This window comes from Flammeovirga yaeyamensis, from assembly GCF_018736045.1.
Classification (GTDB): domain Bacteria; phylum Bacteroidota; class Bacteroidia; order Cytophagales; family Flammeovirgaceae; genus Flammeovirga; species Flammeovirga yaeyamensis.
The window spans coordinates 238,612-255,161 of record NZ_CP076133.1 but is presented as its reverse complement, the minus strand read 5'-3'; the positions used below and the strand labels follow the sequence as shown (position 1 = coordinate 255,161).

The window sequence follows — 16,550 nt, the reverse complement described above, 5'->3', positions numbered from 1 at the left end:
AAAGATAAGCAATACATATCATAGGTCTAGTCGTTGAAAAGTAAGATTTTTAAGGAAATATGTAGGGAATTTATCACTGATTTTCCCTTATAAAAATGAATAAACAAGGTGTTTATTTATAAACTCATTCTCTTTAAAAATCAAACTGATGAAAAATCTATTGTTCTTCACTCTAATTTTGTTCGGCATTTTATCATCATGTAACAAAAAAGAATCATGCAAAGACCCCAATGCTTTAAACTCCGAAATAACAGGTGGAGATAACAGTATCTGCCGTTATACGAATGTGATCTTTTATGCCGGAAGTAATAGAGTAGGTGGAAATGGGGATATCCTAGATAAAATAGAAGTATATAGAATCTTTATTGATCAAGAGGAGTTGGTCGGGACGATCTCCGATTTAAAAGAATTTACTGATGCACCAATTGGTTGTGCGAATTCTTTAAACTCTATTCGTTACGAGTTGAATACTTCAACAGATATTCGATTTACCACAAAATATTATTATAAAAATGCGACTGCAGAAAATGGTGGTACACATATTTTCAAGGCAGCTTCCGATCAAGAATGTATCGTTCAGAATCTTACTTTGTAGAAGCAAAACTGAATACTTGTCCATAGTCGACCTTTACATCAAAGATGTTTTCTAGTGGTATATTTTGATAAATATGATGAAAAATTCTTACCACAGAAGCGTGGGCGATAATGACTACATTAGCATGAGGTAGCTTGATAAGTTCTTTGTGAACATCAAATACTCTTTGATATACCTGATGTAGGGATTCTCCGTTGGGAGGAGCCTGATAGACAAAATCGTTCCCCCATGTATCCATAGCATCACGAGGAATATCATCCCATGCCATCATTTCCCAATCTCCAAAATTACATTCCATTAAACGGGGATCTGTGGTAAAATTATCCGTTAGAAATGTAGAAAGTTGGGTACATCTTGATAGAGGAGAGGAGATCAAGAAATCGATAGTAGTAGGAAGTTGTGCTTTGATACGTTCAAAGGCAACTTCCTTTTCTTCTTTTAAAGCTACATCGGTCTGACCATAACAAATACCTTTTTCAACATCGACAGCGGTATGTCGAACTAAATAAACTTCCATAGGACAATTAAGCTAGCATAAATCACAATCTCCGTCATTTGCTGAGTTGCACCCAAGCAATCGCCAGTGTAACCACCAATTTTTCTTCTGAAATACCAACCTAAATATAAAGCAAAAGCAATACTGGGGAAGAGAATTAGAAATACCAACTGATCTCTAAAGAAGACCAATGGCCATAAACCGAAGATTAAACCAGGAATAAACTGTCCAATCGCAAATTTTGTATTGGCAATCGGTTTGGATTTACTGATATCCAAATCTTGTACATAAGGAAGTAAGTCTACCATTGTAGAAGCTAAAAATCGACTTAAACTGTGACCTAATATCAAGGAACAATAGAATTGATAATCGCCTTCTAGGTAAATGGATTTCAGGAAAAAGAACTTTAGAGCAAGCGAAAGTATGACTGCTACGGTGCCATAAGTACCAATTCTGCTATCCTTCATAATCGTCAGAATCTTTTCTGGCGTATAGCCTCCGCCAAAGGCATCGAAGGTATCGGCTAAACCATCCTCATGAAAAGCACCCGTAATAAATATGCTAGACAGCATAGAGATGAGAATAGCAATCTCTACAGAAAACACCTGTTTGCTTATATAGAAAAACAAACAAGTAATCGCTCCTAATAGAATACCGATAAACGGAAAATACTTCCTCGAATCCTGAAGGTATTCGGCTTTATAAGGTACCCATTTTGGAATAGGTACCCTAGTGAAAAACTGAAGTGCGGTGAAGAATAAATATATCTCTCTCATTATTCCTTATCACTTACGTTTGCCGATTCGAAACTTGCCATTTCATTCATAAAGTTGACTGCACTTTGGATAATAGGGAAAGCCATTGCTGCTCCCGTTCCTTCGCCCAAACGCATTCCTAATTGTAAAAGAGGATGTGCTTCTAATTTTTGAAGCAATAATCTATGCCCTTTTTCATCAGATACATGACTGAAAATAGCATTCTTCTGAATTTCAGGATTCATGGCTTTGGCAATAGCATAGGCAGCTGTTACAATAAAGCCATCCACAAGAATCATCTTACCTTTTGATGCTGCTTCTAGCATTGTAGTCGCAATCATGGCAATTTCAAACCCACCAAAAGCACTTAATATTTGCTCAGGGCTAGTTGCTCCCTGATGTTTTTCCAATACTTTTTCCAACACATCGTACTTCCTTTTGAAGCCCTCAGGATCTACACCTGTCCCTTTACCAATACATTCGTCTAAGCGAAGCTGATACAGTGCACTCATAATTAATGTAGCTGATGAAGTATTACCGATACCCATCTCACCAAAACCAACAATGTCAACATCCTTAAGGTCGTCTCTTTCCAACAAAGCTTTTGCCTTATCAAAACAATCGGATATTTGATCAGCGTTTAAAGCATTTCCTCTCAAACTACTTTCCGTTCCTTTACCAATTTTCATATCGATAAGATCTGGGTGAGGTTCGAAATCAAAATTCACTCCTGCATCGACCACCTTTAAGTTGAGATCATGTTGTCTAGAGAAAACGTTAATTGCCGCTCCTCCATTTAAGAAATTATACACCATTTGAAACGTTACTTCCTGCGGATAGGCACTCACACCTTCCTTCGCTAATCCGTGGTCGCCAGCGAAGACGATAATCGTAGGGTTCTTTAAACTCGGGGAAGTGGTTTCTTGTACCATACAGATTTGCTTGGCTAAATTCTCAAGTTCACCCAGGGCACCAATTGGTTTTGTCTTTTGATCGATTTTTTGTTGAATTTCTTGAAGTAAGTTCATTTTTAGTCGGATTATGATATAAAAAATGATGTATAAATAAGGAGAAGCAAATTAAGGTTTATTTTGAGGATATACATTATCAAGCATCAATTCTTCGAAAAGATTTTTGATGACAAGAATAGATTATTCTATGCTTTTTGAGATATTTTCCTTGTTTTTCTATTCTTGTTATTATTGTGATCATGATGTTTGCATTGATTTACTAAATAACTGATAAAGAGTTGTTATTAATGTGATCATTGTGTGCGCTAATGTTGTTAAAATTGCCTTAAGGTTGCGTTTATTTGCAATTATTCTTCATTTTTTTTGTTGTTTTCTTTTTTTTAAAAATACTTTTGAAGTGTAGCAAAGACGCTACGGGATTAATGAACAAAAACTCTATAAATATTTTCGCATTTTTCTAACGATTAAATTGAAATGAGATTTTTTTTACAAATACTACTTATCAGCATAGCAGCAAACGTATTTGCTCAGAAATCAGATAGACCTAATATTATATATATCATGTCTGATGATCATGCATTGCAAGCCATTAGTGCTTACGGTCATCCAGTATCTGATATTGCACCTACACCTAACATTGATCGTATCGCCAAAGAAGGAATCAAGTTCGATCAAAGTTTTGTGACCAACTCTTTATGTGGTCCATCTAGAGCGACAATGTTAACTGGTAAATATTCGCATAAGAATGGATTCAAAACCAATTCAGATCAATTTGATGCTGGACAGCAAACTTGGATCAGTATTCTTCAAAAGCAAGGGTATACAACAGGTGTAATTGGTAAGTGGCACTTAAAAAGTACTCCTCAAGGATTTGATCATTGGAATATCTTAAATGATCAAGGAGAGTATTTCAACCCTGACTTCATTTCTGGAGAAGATACTACTTATGTAGAAGGTTATACTACAGACCTTATTACAGATTACTCTTTAGAGTGGATGGAAGAACAAAAAAATGCAGACAAACCATTTGCATTATTGATTCACCACAAAGCACCTCATAGAAACTGGATGCCACCAATTCGTTACGCTAACGAATTTGATAATGTCGAGTTCCCAGTTCCCGACAACTACTTTGATGACTACGAAGGTCGTCAGGCAGCAGCGGAACAAGAAATGAACATCTATAAAGATGCACAAGAAGGTCACGATTTGAAAATGTCGGTAGCTGTAGGATCAGACGAATGGAGAAAAGATATATGGCCTCATCTATTTAATAGGTTAACTGATGTTCAGAAAGAGGCTTGGTACAAGGCTTACCGTGAGAAAAACGATAAAATGAACGCAGCAAACATGAACGACAAGGAAATGGCGCTGTGGAAATACCAAAGATATTTACAAGATTACTGTGCGACTGTAAAGGCGGTAGACGAAAACGTTGGCCGTGTGTTAGATTATTTAGAAGAGAACGGCTTAGCTGAAAACACCATTATTGTTTATACTTCAGACCAAGGTTTCTACTTAGGAGAACACGGTTGGTTCGACAAAAGATTCATGTACGAAGAGTCTTTCAAAACACCACTTGTGATGCGTTATCCTAAAGAAATTAAAGCAGGAAAGACGACTCAAGCCATGGTGCAAAACATCGACTATGGTCCAACATTCTTGGATTATGCAGGTGTAGAAGTTCCAAAAGATATGCAAGGTACGTCGTTAAGAGAAATAGCAAAGAAAGGAAAAACACCAAAAGACTGGAGAAAATCAGTGTACTACCATTATTATGAATACCCTGGTTTCCATAAAGTAAAAAGACAATATGGAGTAAGAACAGACGATTATAAATTAATCCACTTCTACAACAACATCGATACATATGAATTCTACGACTTGAAAAAAGATCCATCAGAAATGAACAACTTGATTGACGATCCGAAGTATCAAGACAAAATCGAAGAATTAAGAGTTGAATTGGCTCGTTTAATGAAAGAAGCAGATGAGCCTCCGTACGAAGAATGGAAAGATACAGATTACAGAAAACAAGCTCGCAAGCGTAAAATGAGGGAAAAGAAGCTTCGCGAACAACAATTGAAAAAACAACAGTTACAAAATAAATAAAACACATAAGCGCATTACTAATGAGTTTACTAACTAACATATTTTTATTATCATCCTTAATTACTTCTCTCTTTGTCCCTCCAACGGACAAGGAGAAGAAGTTAAAGGAGGAAGAGGCACGTTTTCAGGAAGACGTGAGAATCTTCGACGAAACACATGAAGCATCGTTTAGATATTTCTGGGAATGGGCACACCCTGTATCGGGGTTAACGCCTCGTAGATCTCTAGAAAACAAACGATTTGATATTGGTATTGGAGCATCAGGTTTTGGTATTCAAGCGATTATTGTGGGTGCTCACAGAGGTTGGGTATCTAGAGAAGAAGTAGTCGATCATTTATTGAAAGTGACCTACTTCTTGGATCAAAAAGCCGTGAAATACCATGGTGTATTTCCTCACTTGATTCACGGTAAAACAGGTCAATTAATTAAGTTTGGCGGTCAGGATGGAGCAGACATCCAAGAAACGTCCAACTTAATGATGGGACTGCTTGTGGCTAGAGCTTATTTTGATGGTGATAACCACAAAGAAGTACAGCTAAGAAAAAGCATCACCGAACTTTGGGAGGCAGTTGATTATACTGTTCACGAATACCAAAACGGTTTGTGGTGGAATCATTCTGAAACTCAAAAAGAAAATAATGGCTTAAAGCTATTAATGAAAGGGTACACAGAATCGATGACGAGTTATGCTTTGGCATTGGGGCACCCAAAACATCCCATCAAAAAGAAATCTTACCAAGCTTATGTGAACGGTAAAAACTTTGTGAACGGTAGGAAATATTATGGTTATACTTTAGATGTAGGTAAACCAAAAGGTGGTCCGTTATACTTAGCACAAACGCCATTTGTAACAATGGACCCTCGCGATATGGAAGATCAGTACACTTTTTACTGGAAAAGAAGTATTGCACATTCTTTAATTAACTGGACGTACTGTTTCAAACATGCACCAAAAGAGTATCAATATTCTAAAGGCGATTGGGGTTTAACGGCTTCTCAGATTCCAACAGGCTATAACAACATGGCTGGACCGAACAAAGATAAAGGGGTAATTGCTCCATCAGGTGCATTGGGTGTATTCCCTTACGTTCCTTACCAATCGTTCATGGCTTTAAGAAACTTCTACGAAAACCATAAAGAAGGACTTTGGGATAAGTATGGATTTAAAGACGCTTACTCTATCAAAGATAATTGGTATTCGGATCGTTACTTGGGTCTTGATCAAGGTCGTACGGTCATTATGATGGAAAACTACAGAAGTGGATTATTCTGGGAATTATCAAAGAAAATCCCAGAGCTTCAGGTAGCCAAAAAGAAAATGGGAATTTCTTCACCTAAGTTCAAAACAGGCTTCCCATTAGCAGTAAAAGAGAATATCTCTCAGAGAGTTCAACTTATCAGACATCCCGAATTAAAAGCTTATCATGTAGATTATTACTTAGCTAAAGACGCAGATGTAAGCTTTGAATTTAGACATATAAATGGTGATGTGACTACTTTAAATTCACCTAAATTTAAATCAGAGGGGATGCATCAATTGGTGTTCGAAAAGAAGGATTTTCTTTCTGGAACCAAAGGTAAATTAATCATGACAATCAACGGTAAAACTTCAGAGGAACTACCGGTACAACTATTCTAAAACTTAACGCGATGAAAAAGATACTATTAACTATACTTTCACTTTGTTTGAGTCAGGTGATGTGGGCTCAAGACTACACGAAAGATGTTGAAAAACTTCTAAAGAAAATGACTCTTGAGGAGAAAGTGGGGCAAATGACTCAGTTTACTTCTTCGAGTGATGTCACAGGACCTACACTAAGAGGGAATGTGGAGAAAGACGTAAAGGCAGGTCACGTTGGATCATTATTCAATGCTGTATCTGCAGATTACACTCGTAAACTTCAGAAAATGGCTGTGGAAGAAACTCGTTTGGGTATTCCATTATTATTTGGCTACGATGTAATCCACGGTTTCAAAACTATCTTCCCAATTCCATTAGGAGAAGCAAGTTCTTTCGACTTGGAATTGATGCAAGATGCAGCTAGAGTAGCCGCAGAAGAAGCATCAGCAGCAGGTATTCACTGGACATTCGCTCCAATGGTCGATGTATCTAGAGACCCGCGTTGGGGTAGAGTAATGGAAGGTGCCGGAGAAGATACCTACTACAACAGTGAGGTAGCAAAAGCAAGAGTGAAAGGTTTCCAAGGAGACGATTTAGCTGCAACAAACACAGTATTGGCTTGTGCAAAGCACTTCTTAGCTTACGGTGCACCTCAAGGTGGTCGTGATTATCACACAGTAGACATGTCTTTACAAACGTTACACGATGTATATCTTCCTCCTTTTAAAGCATGTGTGGATGCAGGTGTAGAAACATTCATGACTTCTTTCAACGAAATTAACGGTACGCCAAGTACAGCTAATCCTTACCTTTTCAAAGATATCTTAAGAGATCAGTGGGATTTTGAAGGAGTAGTTGTAACGGATTACACGGCGATTAACGAATTGATTCCTCACGGTATCGCAGGCGATCTGCCAACAGCTGGTCAGTTAGCTTTAAATGCTGGTATCGATATGGATATGGAAGGTGATGTTTTCTTGAGCACATTAGTACAGTCGGTAAAAGACGGTAAAGTATCTGAAAAAGACATTGATCATGCGGTTAGAAGAATCTTGTTAGTAAAATTCAAACTAGGACTATTTGATGATCCTTATAGATACTGTGATGCCGAAAGAGAAAAATCGGTGACTCTTTCTCAAGACTTCAAAAACAGAGCAAGAAAAGCAGCACAACGTTCGATTGTTTTATTGAAAAATGAGAATCAAATACTACCTCTAACATTAAACAATACAAAGAAAATTGCTTTGATTGGTCCATTGGCTAAGAGCAAGAAAGATGTATTGGGTGGTTGGAAGGCAAAAGGATCACCAAAACAAGCGAAGTCGTTATTCGAAGGAATGAAGGCTGCTACAAAAGATAAAGCGGAATTACTTTATGCTAAAGGCTGTAAAATGAGTGGTGCGGATACAACAGGTTTTGCAGAAGCATTAGAAGTAGCACAGCAATCGGATGTAGTTGTTCTAGCGATCGGCGAACCAAGAACGATTTCTGGTGAAGCGAAAAGTAGATCGGATATCAATATCCCTGGTGTTCAAACAGAATTGTTGGCACACTTAAAGCAAGCAGGGAAGCCTATCGTAGTTGTTTTGATGAACGGTAGACCGTTAACTCTAGAAAGAGAAGACGAATTAGCAGATGCATTATTAGAGACTTGGCACTTAGGAACTATGGCCGGTCCAGCTATTGCAGACGTAATTTTTGGTAAATACAATCCATCGGGTAAACTACCAATGTCGTTCCCAAGAAATGTTGGTCAAATTCCAATTTTCTATAACGCAAAGAACACAGGTAGACCATTCGATCCAGAAAAACCATCAGGTTATAAATCAAATTATTTGGACGTGCCGAATACACCTCTTTACGCATTTGGTTACGGATTAAGCTACACTGAGTTTGCCTATGGCGACATCAAATTATCTGCGGAAACAATGGAAGATCAACCAATAACGGCTTCTATTGAAGTAACCAATACAGGTGATTATGATGGTGAAGAAGTCGTTCAATTGTACATCCAAGATTTGATCGGAAAATCAACAAGACCTTTAAAAGAAATGAAAGGTTTTGAGAAGATCTTCTTGAAAAAAGGAGAAACAAAAACAGTTACTTTCACTATCGCAAAAGAAGCCTTGACGTACCATAGATGGGACATGAGTGAAGGTGTTGAAGCAGGGGACTTCAACGTGTATATCGGAACAAGTTCTGATAACGTAAAACAAGCATCATTTAAACTGACAAAAGACTTTGAGGCGAGTAAGCAGTACAACCCGATTAAGTCGAAGTAATTATAAAAACATTAGTGTAAGGCTTTTGCCTGATCAGCAAAGGCCTTACTACTACCTATCTAAACTTTGTAAATCAATTAAAAAGAGATTTGATAAATGAACTTATCCGGAAAGAGATCTTATCAATCTAACTCGAATTTTCTCACAACTATTAAGAATTGAAATGATGAAGAATTACTTTATTCAACTTTTATCAATCTGCCTTTTGTTTTCTTGCACGCAAGAAGATAGCGGCTTGTATGTCGGTCCTCCAAAGGATTTGAGATATGCAGGTGTTGCAGATTATGAGAGTGGAGATTATTATACTACATATCAACCTTCGGTATTTACTGGAGGAGAAGAGGCTACATTTGGCCTTACATCGGTGACCTCTCAATCGGGTGAAAATATAGCATTAGAGAACAACTTTTCTATCAGTTCTCAAACAGGGATAATTACGTTTTTGGAATACAATAACTTACTGCCAGGAGATTATACATTTGATGTAAACGTCAAGAACTCTATGGGTGAAGTTAACTTCCCAAATATCTTGACATTTACTGCACATCAAGCAGCACCAAAGAACATGATTTATGTTCCTCATATTTATTCAGTTTTTGGTAATGAATTAGATTTTAACTCTGAAATTCCAAGAACAAAAGGTGGCGGACCTTATACTTTTACTTTACACAACCACCAGGATATTTTTAGTATTGATGAAACGTTAGGTACTGTACAACTTTCTCAAGAATACCCTATCGGTGATGAGGAAACAGAGGTATTTAGCTTAGATATTTCAATCCAAAATGCTAAAGGTGATTTACTGAAGGAAGAGGCAATGTTCGTTGAGCTTCTAGGTAAAAATGTAGGGAAACTACTTTTCCATGGCATCTCTTTCCAAGGAACTGAAGACAGCTATGGCTTAGAAAATATGGTGACTGAACCTCATTATGGAACGGTAACTAAAGAATTACTAGGTCAGGAATATACCACTGAAATTACTGAAGAAGTGAGTGGACCAGTGTTCGCAAGTAATATGTGGAGACGTGCATGGGCAGGGATTCCTTTCCAAGTGAGAAACGAAAACGGTGTAATTAACGACGATATCTTTATTGGCTATTGGTCGTGGGAAGAAGAATCTAGAAACTTCTTGATTACAGATACGATCGATTTAACAGATTTCGAAAAGTCGGCTTATGTAAGTACTACAGGGATGTGGAGATACAACGGTGGAGCCATGAACGATAACCAACATTTGATGGTGGCCGTGATTGATGCAGATGAACTAGATCTTGCTTCTCCAACTACATCGAATTGGGAAATTCTAGACAACGATATTTCTGATAGATTCTACCAATATCCATCGGGAATTATCGAAGAAGCAGAATTGAAAGCTAACGGAACAGTTCAAGTTGAAATTCCAGCAGCTTACTTAGGTAAAAAGATTAAAGTGGCGCTTGTGGCTGATTTCTTAAATCCAGAAATCGGAGCATTGGCAAGAAGATTTTATGTACACCAACTTCAAGTAAGAGCGCAATAAGATAAACGACATGAAAAGAATTATAAAATTAACTTTCTCTATCTTACTATCTGTTTTATTGAGTGTACCACAATTGGGTATGGCTCAAGATAAGTTCGTTAAAGTAAGCGGTAAGGTAGTCGATGAAGATGGCTTGCCTGTTCCAGGTGCGAGTATTCGCGTAGAAGGAACTAAGCACGGTACAGCCTCTGATTTTGATGGTAACTATTCGATTAGAGCCAAAGTAAATGCGGTTTTGATGGTGACATATATTGGTTTTCAAAACCAAAGAATTCAGGTTTTAGGAAGAAAACAAATTGATATCGCCTTAGAACCTGATGTGCAAACATTGGACGAAATGGTCGTGATTGGTTATGGTAAACAAGATGCAAAAGAAGTATCGGGTTCCATACAATCGGTGGTGATGAGTGAGGAGATCAACTCCATGCCTGCGGCAAGTTTCGACCAAATGATGCAAGGTAGAATGGCCGGTGTGCAAGTATCTTCAGGAGAAGGTGGACCGGGTCAGTCGATGAACTTCGAGATTCGTGGTGCCAATACCATTACAGGTTCTTCTGCTCCTTTATATGTAGTCGACGGATTCCCTTTGGAAGATCCCACTTTGTTTAGTTTGGACCCTTCGGATATCGAGCGTGTAGACGTTTTAAAAGACGCTTCTGCAACAGCAATCTATGGTTCGAGAGCATCAAATGGTGTAATTCTAATTACAACAAAACAAGGTACTTCGGGTAAGCCAGTAATTACTTTCAATACCAAAATGGGTATGTCACAAGTTCCTGAAAACAGAATCTTAAAGACATTGAGCCCACAAGAATATGTAAACGTACAGCACGAAATTGGTGGTGGCGATGCATGGGGAGATGCAAGTAATTATACAGATGCCGATTACACTAATTGGCAGGACGAAATCTTCCGTCAAGCTCCTTTCCAAAATTATACAGTTTCTATGAAAGGTGGTTCAGATCAGACGAAAGTATTTACTTCGATTGGTTATGTTAATCAAGAAGGTACACTATTACGTTCGAGCTTCGAAAGAATCAATGGTCGTTTGAAGTTGGATCAGTCCATTGGTAAGCATGTGGATATGAACTTGAATTTGAACTATGCAAATAGTAAGACGTACGGTATGAAAACGTCGACAGCGCAAGTATCAGCTATCAAGTCGGCCATTATGTTTAGACCAATGACACCTAAGAACGGAGACCTTGATGATGAAGATGAGTTAAGTGCTGGTTTCTATCCTCCAACTTCTACGTTGAACAATACAGACCGTATGGAAGAGGTGAACATGTTGCAGTCGAACGTAAACTTTACGGTAAGATTAGCAGAAGGTTTAAGCTTTAGAACGCAGTTGGGTTATCAGATGAGTTTGAACGATACAAAAACGTTCTTCAACTTAGGGACGAACCAAGCAGATAGAGGATCGGACGGTATCAATGGTTCTTTAGCTCAAGTGAAGTCTCAGAACTACTTGAACGAAAATGTATTGATGTACAACTTCAATAAGAACGGTCATAAGTTTGAAACATTGGCAGGTATGTCTTTCCAAATCACTGAAAGATTTAGACAAACAGCTGCTGCTATTCAGTTCCCATTAGACGATCTAGGTTGGAATAATATGGGAATGGCGAACATGGCGGTAATGCCAGGTTCATCGGCTACTCAGCAGAATTTAATGTCTGGTTTTGGTCGTGTTTCTTACTCATATAACAACAAGTATATCGTAACGGCATCGCTTAGAGCTGATGGATCTTCGAGATTTAAAGAAGGTAACCGTTTCGGTATTTTCCCATCAGCTTCAGCGGCTTGGAGAGCAGGAGAAGAAGACTTCGTAAAAAATTGGGGAGTATTTGATGAGTTAAAGTTCAAAGCTGGTTTTGGTACAACAGGTAACAACAGAGTAGGTGATTTCGATTTCTTACCAACGATGAGTGTTGCTCCAGGATATTACTTCAATGGATATTATCAAGCAGCTTTTTATCAAACGCAATTGGCGAATACCAACTTGAAATGGGAGACAACTCAACAATTCAACGTGGGTACAGATATGGGCTTCTTCAACAATAGATTACAAGTGGATGTAGAATATTACTACAACCTAACGGATAACTTATTGTTCGACGCTAAAGTGGCTCCATCAACAGGGTATCAGCAAGTGAAACAAAATATTGGTGCTGTGTTGAACCACGGTTTGGAACTTTCGGTGAATACTGTGAACGTTCAAACGAAGAACTTCCAATGGTCGACCAACTTCAACATCTCTTTTAACGATAACGAAATCAAGAAACTATCTTACGGTGAGGATTACAGATTATACGATCCAAATGTAGGTGGTATGTTTGCCGGAGAATTGTACTATGGTCTGTTTGTGGGCATGCCGATGACACAAATGTACGGTTACCGTTACGACGGAATTTATCAAGTAGATGACTTTGTGAAAGGTGCTGATGGACAGTTAAGATTGAAAGAAGGTGTTCCAGGTTTTAATTCTCAAACAGGTGAAGTAAGACCGGGTCTTCCAAAATATAAAGATGTCAACGGAGATGGAGTAATTGATGAAAACGATAAGGAAATCATCGGTAATCCAAACCCAAGATACTTCGGTGGTTTATCGAATACATTTACTTATAAAAACTGGGATTTGAGCGTGTTACTTACTTGGACAGTAGGACAAGATGTATTTAACGGTAACATGGCCGATTTCGGAGTAGTGGGTAACCAAAGAGGTAGAAACTACTTGGCTGATGTTGGAAACAGATGGCAAATGAACAACCCAATTAACGAAGGTGTTTGGGCAGCCCCTGGACCTACTCAGGAATATACGTATCAGCAAGTATATGGTGGACATCAAATGAGTGATTACTTTATTGAGGATGCGTCTTTCCTAAGAATTAAGAACATCACTTTAGGGTACACTTTCAATAAAGATTTATTGAAGAAACTAAAAATCAAAAACTTCAGAATCTACGGATCAGTCGATAACCTTTGGGTATTCACGAACTACACGGGATACGATCCAGAAGTATCGGTGAGAAATCAGGCAATGTATAAAGGTATTGACTACTCGTCTTATCCTGCCGCTCAATCAGCAATTATTGGTTTACAAGTTGGATTCTAAAATTAAGAACAATGAAAAAATTCAATCAAATAGTATTTGTCATTATCGGATTGCTTAGTTCATGTCAGTTCTTGGACTTGCAACCAAAAGATGAGCTAGCAAGAGATAATTTTTATAAAAACGATAGAGAAGTTCGTTTGGCCCTATCGGGTGCCTATTCTAACATTAGAGAAATGTATGATCAAGATTTCTCTACTTGGATGAACACTGGAACGGACGAGATGTTGTACAAGCGTCAGAACTTCGGTAGAGAGTTAAGCCGTATGTCGTACAACGATTCTGATGTTGATTTGGCAAGAATGTGGAAAACAGGCTATGCAGGAATCAATATTGTGAATGATTTTATTGATAATCTTAACCAATTGGATACGATTCCGAACCTAAGAAGAGCTGATCACGATGTAATGTTGGGAGAAGCCTATGCACTTAGAGGTTTGATGTATTTCAACATGGTAAGAGTTTGGGAGCACATTCCTTTACGTTTGGAGCATTTTACAGATATCGAAGGCAACTTGGATATGCTGAATTTACCAAACACAGCAGCTCCAAAAATCTACAATCAGATTGTAGAAGACTTTGAGAATTCTATAGAGTTAATGGACGAACGTCCTAAAGAATACGGAAGGTTATCCAAGCAAATTGCACACGGTCTTTTAGCAAGAGTGTATCTTACAATGGCGGGTGCGAGAATTCAAGGTGGAGATATCGGAATCGATTCATGTCTGACTCAAGTAGTGAAAAATACCAACGCCATCACGGAGTATGGTTACCATCATTTACTACCGAGTTATGAGGAAGTGTTCATCAATCAAATCAAAGGTTTGAGAGTAGATACAGAGGTGATGTTCGAAGCGGACTTCACGGTATCGGAAGGTAGAAACTTGGGTGGTCGTATTGGTAACTTCAATGGGGTGCAGATTAACTTAACTACAGGTAATATGCCTTTCGCTACAGCACATGCTTGGATTACACCTTCGATGCATAAATCGTTGTACTACTCTAGCGATGAGCGTAAAGCATGGAACTGTGCAAACTTCAGTTTTGGTTATAGAGATGGTGCATTTTATCCAATGAACATTTCTAATGAATTGAGATGGTTCCCTGGAAAATGGAGACGTATGACTCCTGGTTTAGATATGGACGGCAACTTCGATGGTACAGCTGAGAGCCTAGAAATGGGTGTTATAAATAAGGATAGAACATCAATTAACTTCCCAATTTTAAGATACAGTGATGTACTGTTGATGAGAGCAGAAGCATTGTACTTATTGAATGGTGATAACGAACAATCACGTTTAGATATTGAAGCAGTTAGAAACCGTGCGAATGCAGGAACGGTGAACTCTGGTTTGGCGCAAGTAAACGATAACTTTTTGAAATTGATTCAAGAAGAACGTCGTAGAGAGTTATGTTTCGAAGGTCACAGACGATTTGATTTAGTACGTTGGGGTATTCTTATCGAGACAATGAAGCAAGTGAGTGAGAACGTGAGATCGAACCCAAGCTTTAGAGAAAATAACGAATCTCAGTTGGCTTTCCCAGGCGAAAGAGCAGAAGAGAAACATGTGGTGTTCCCTATTCCAACAGAAGAGATGCAACTGAACGTGAATATCAAACAACATAACCTTTGGTAAACGGAATTGAAATGAAAAAAATTATCACAAACATACTAGCTGCGCTTTGTTTGACTTCCTGTTTAACAGAGCATGATGTTGATTTTTCACTCCCTCAAAATCAACCTGAGTCATTGCTTTATCATAAAAATGATGAAGTCAGACCAGTAACCATCGCTTTCGAAGGAGAAGCGCCAGAAACGATGGCTGAAGGAGATTTAACTTTCGAGCTATCGAAAGTGAGCGTGCAACAAGATACTATTCTAGCTGTGGTTGAAGACAGCTTGAATCCATTTGAGATTGATCCAATTACGGGTGTTATCAAATATGTACCTCACGACAGTACGCAATTGGGACAATATCTATTGGATGTGTCTTTAAGTAATGAGGCAGGGGAAACGGCTTTCAACAATGCATATAGAACAGTATTGGAAGATTGGAGACCACTTATCCGTATCAACTCAAAAGGAGGGGATACAGATGTAGTGTTCTTAATTGATGAAGATGGAAATCCTATATCTAGCACAATTACAGAACTATTTGTGGAGACGGTAAGAAGTCCATTAGATTCTATTCAAATTTCTGTGACTCCAGAATTGCCAGAAGGAACAAAGTTATTACTAAATTCGTTTGGTCAGTTCTACTTTACAGGAAAGCTAGAAAATCAGATGTATGAAGTGTCTTTGTTTACATCAAATGAGTATGGTGATATTGATGCTCCTGTAACATTTGCATTAACGACACAGGTGGTGTTCACAGAAGAACGTCAGCTATTCGATATGGAATTGACAATCAACTACAAGCCCGATGGTTTAGCTGAATTTGAGTTTGACGGAATGTTTTATAAACAGATTTCCGGACCAACTATCGGAGCAACAGCGACTTGGTGGAACATCAATAGAGAAAGAAATAATCATCCGGATCAGGATAGAAGAGAGAATTATATTACGAGATGTTATGCACGAACGATTTCTGGATCTTCGAAAGCAGAACACATGATGGTGCCCCTTCAAGCATTTGATGCGGAGAATTTGAAATCGATTACTGTAGAAACTGGCGTTTTATTTAACGCAGGAGTGAGTACTACAGGATTACAAAGAATTGAAATTCGTGCAGTAGGCGAGGCGGAATATCAGTTGGCATTGGAGCGAGATGACTTCGAATCGAGAGTGAATCAATGGCCTTTGATATATTCAACAAACGAACAACCTCGTGATGAAAAAGGATGGTATTTCAATCACAACATTAAAGAACAAGGGGTATCTATCGATGATACTCAGGTGAGAGTAGTAGCTTTAATTCGTCATTTAGATGATAGTAACAGTGGCTACATGGGACTCGATCAATTGACGATATCGGGTAAATACTTAATTTTAGAATAAAGTTTTTGACCTATCATATAAAACCCACGACTCAAGTCGTGGGCTTGTGATAATCTATTTTGACAACACTAAAGTATTGTCAAAA

11 protein-coding genes are annotated in these 16,550 nt (G+C 38.2%); 8 read left to right on the top strand and 3 right to left on the bottom strand.

Going from position 1 to position 16,550, the window contains the following annotated elements:
- Positions 1-148 precede the first annotated feature (148 nt).
- A complete protein-coding gene (locus tag KMW28_RS21465; protein WP_169662318.1) occupies positions 149-595 on the top strand; it encodes a hypothetical protein in 447 nt (148 codons plus the stop codon).
- Here the strand turns inward: KMW28_RS21465 and cobC are convergent.
- The 3 genes from cobC to cobT are packed head-to-tail and all read right to left on the bottom strand — an operon-like array spanning position 585 to position 2,874.
- A complete protein-coding gene (gene cobC, locus KMW28_RS21460) occupies positions 585-1,112 on the bottom strand; it encodes an alpha-ribazole phosphatase (RefSeq protein WP_169662319.1) in 528 nt (175 codons plus the stop codon). The two genes, KMW28_RS21465 and cobC, sit on opposite strands and share 11 nt — an antisense overlap.
- A complete protein-coding gene (locus tag KMW28_RS21455; RefSeq protein ID WP_205958113.1) occupies positions 1,097-1,867 on the bottom strand; it encodes an adenosylcobinamide-GDP ribazoletransferase in 771 nt (256 codons plus the stop codon). Before KMW28_RS21455 ends, cobC begins: the two co-directional genes overlap by 16 nt.
- Positions 1,867-2,874, bottom strand: coding sequence for a nicotinate-nucleotide--dimethylbenzimidazole phosphoribosyltransferase (gene cobT, locus KMW28_RS21450; RefSeq protein WP_169662320.1), 1,008 nt, complete (start codon positions 2,872-2,874; stop codon positions 1,867-1,869). Before cobT ends, KMW28_RS21455 begins: the two co-directional genes overlap by 1 nt.
- A 417-nt stretch (positions 2,875-3,291) precedes the next feature.
- Here cobT and KMW28_RS21445 point away from each other — a divergent pair, with 417 nt between their 5' ends.
- The 7 genes from KMW28_RS21445 to KMW28_RS21415 all read left to right on the top strand — a co-directional run bounded on the left by KMW28_RS21445 (position 3,292) and on the right by KMW28_RS21415 (position 16,465).
- Positions 3,292-4,929 (top strand): sulfatase family protein, encoded by a 1,638-nt coding sequence (locus tag KMW28_RS21445; RefSeq protein ID WP_169662321.1) that lies wholly within the window; start codon positions 3,292-3,294, stop codon positions 4,927-4,929.
- A 20-nt stretch (positions 4,930-4,949) separates the two neighbouring features.
- Positions 4,950-6,569: a glucoamylase family protein gene (locus KMW28_RS21440; RefSeq protein ID WP_169662322.1), complete on the top strand. Its 1,620-nt coding sequence runs from the start codon at positions 4,950-4,952 to the stop codon at positions 6,567-6,569.
- An 11-nt stretch (positions 6,570-6,580) separates the two neighbouring features.
- Complete coding sequence (locus tag KMW28_RS21435) at positions 6,581-8,833, top strand: glycoside hydrolase family 3 N-terminal domain-containing protein (protein ID WP_169662323.1); 2,253 nt, start codon at positions 6,581-6,583, stop codon at positions 8,831-8,833.
- 163 nt (positions 8,834-8,996) lie between these two features.
- Entirely contained in the window at positions 8,997-10,352 is a 1,356-nt protein-coding gene (locus KMW28_RS21430) for a hypothetical protein (protein WP_169662324.1), read from the top strand.
- A 10-nt stretch (positions 10,353-10,362) separates the two neighbouring features.
- Positions 10,363-13,470 (top strand): SusC/RagA family TonB-linked outer membrane protein, encoded by a 3,108-nt coding sequence (locus KMW28_RS21425; RefSeq protein ID WP_169662325.1) that lies wholly within the window; start codon positions 10,363-10,365, stop codon positions 13,468-13,470.
- Positions 13,471-13,481: 11 nt separating this feature from the next.
- Positions 13,482-15,104, top strand: a complete 1,623-nt coding sequence (locus tag KMW28_RS21420; RefSeq protein ID WP_169662326.1) for a RagB/SusD family nutrient uptake outer membrane protein — start codon at positions 13,482-13,484, stop codon at positions 15,102-15,104.
- A gap of 11 nt (positions 15,105-15,115) precedes the next feature.
- The gene (locus KMW28_RS21415) at positions 15,116-16,465 is read left to right on the top strand and encodes a hypothetical protein (RefSeq protein WP_169662327.1); all 1,350 of its coding nucleotides are present in this window, start codon (positions 15,116-15,118) and stop codon (positions 16,463-16,465) included.
- Positions 16,466-16,550 lie beyond the last annotated feature (85 nt).